At 71.3% G+C, this 1,541-nt stretch carries 1 protein-coding gene; it reads right to left on the bottom strand.

The genetic code is table 11. The features are described from left to right. Positions 1–2: 2 nt before the first annotated feature. Positions 3–1,541: HNH endonuclease signature motif containing protein (locus tag BMF89_RS11725; RefSeq protein WP_253190797.1), on the bottom strand; the 1,539-nt coding region annotated here is incomplete at its 5' end.

Raw genomic sequence — 1,541 nt, 5'->3', positions numbered from 1 at the left:
GCTCATATTTGGAAGTAGTGGTTTCTTCGGGGTTTCCGCTGCGGGTCGGTGTGGGGTGGCGGGATGAACCAGGGGATGCCGTTGCGGACCTGGATGTGCCAGTCTTCCTTGTGGATCAGATGGTGGTGATGGCCGCAGAGCAAGGTCCCGTTCGCGGTGCTCGTGACTCCGCCGCGGGACCAGTACTCGATGTGGTGGGCCTCGCACCACGGGGCCGGCATGGTGCATCCGGGGAAAGCGCAGCCCTTGTCCCGGGCCGTGATGGCCTTGCGGATATGCGGCGGGAAGACCCGTGAGGCCCGTCCGATGTCCAGGACCTGGCCCTCACCGCCCAGGACCACGGGGATGATGTCCGCGTCGCAGGCGATCTTCCGCAACGTCCCGGCCGGCACGGGCCCGGTGAACGTGAAGGACCCGGTGGCGCCGAAGGACCCGGTGGCGCGGTCCTGCCGGCTTGCTTGGGGGAAGAGGTCGCGTTGGTCGATGGTGGCCAGGATCTGCGGGCGGTGGCCGCCCGTGGCGGGCAGCGACCCCGTGGCCAGGGCGAGCCGGCAGGCGCCGACCAGGCCGTCCAGGAGCTTCTGCGCCCTCGACCGCCGGTCCAGCGGCCCGGTACTCTCCGGCGCCCCGCCGGACGGATCGGCGCAGGAATCGGGGGTCGAATCGGCGAAGAAACCGCCGGAAGGTTCCGTGCAGGCGGGTACTGTGCCGCGGGGTGCTGTGCTCTGGGGTTCGGTGCCTTGGGGTGTGCGGGTGCGGGGGTTGGCGGCGGTGTTCATGACCGTGAGCAGCTGTTCGTATTGCTCGGCGGTGGCGAAGATTTCCACGTGCGCGAGGCCGTGCTTGGGACGGCGCAGGAACGCTCCTTGGTGGTGGCGGAGGGATTCTTCGGACGGTTCCGGGCCGTCCTGGTCGATCGCCTCGACCCAGCGCCGGGCCACCCTGGCCAGGAAGTCCTGGTCGTTTTCCGCCGCGGTCCGGGCCAGGGCGTGTTCCATTTCCGCGGCCTTCTCCGGGGCGCACAGCGGACGCACCTTCGCCACGGCCATCGTGATGACCCCGGCCGAGGCGGAGCCGATCACCCCGGACGCCACCGCCGCGGCCGTTTCCCCGTGCCTTGCAGGGACCGGTTGTCCGCTGAGGCTCCGGCCCGGCAACAGCTCCCGGGCCAGCGCGAGCCGGCGCCTGGCGTCGGCGGCACTGATCCGCAGCAACGACCGCAGATGCTCGGCCGTGGACCTGAACTCCCCGCCCCGCGCGCTCCCCGCCTCCACCGTGCTGGAGCCCGTGTCCGCGCCGGAGCCCGTGTCCGTGCCGGAGCCCGTCTGGGCGTCGGCTGCCCAGCCGGTGGTCCAGCCCTGCGGGCTCGCGGGTTCATCGTTCCGGGCCGCGTCCAGCCCGGCAGCGGCGGCCAGTTGGAGATAATCCAGGGTCCGGGAAAGTTCCTCCACCCCGGACGCGAACGCGACAGCCTCCTGGAAACCCGGGCCTCCGACGTCGTCGGCCGCTTTCTCCGCCAGCGACCTCAGCGCCGCCACGGC

Source organism: Arthrobacter sp. SRS-W-1-2016 (assembly GCF_002009585.1).
GTDB classification, from domain to species: domain Bacteria; phylum Actinomycetota; class Actinomycetes; order Actinomycetales; family Micrococcaceae; genus Arthrobacter; species Arthrobacter bambusae_A.
The sequence above is the reverse complement of the archived record's forward strand: the minus strand, read 5'-3'. Positions and strand labels throughout refer to the sequence as shown.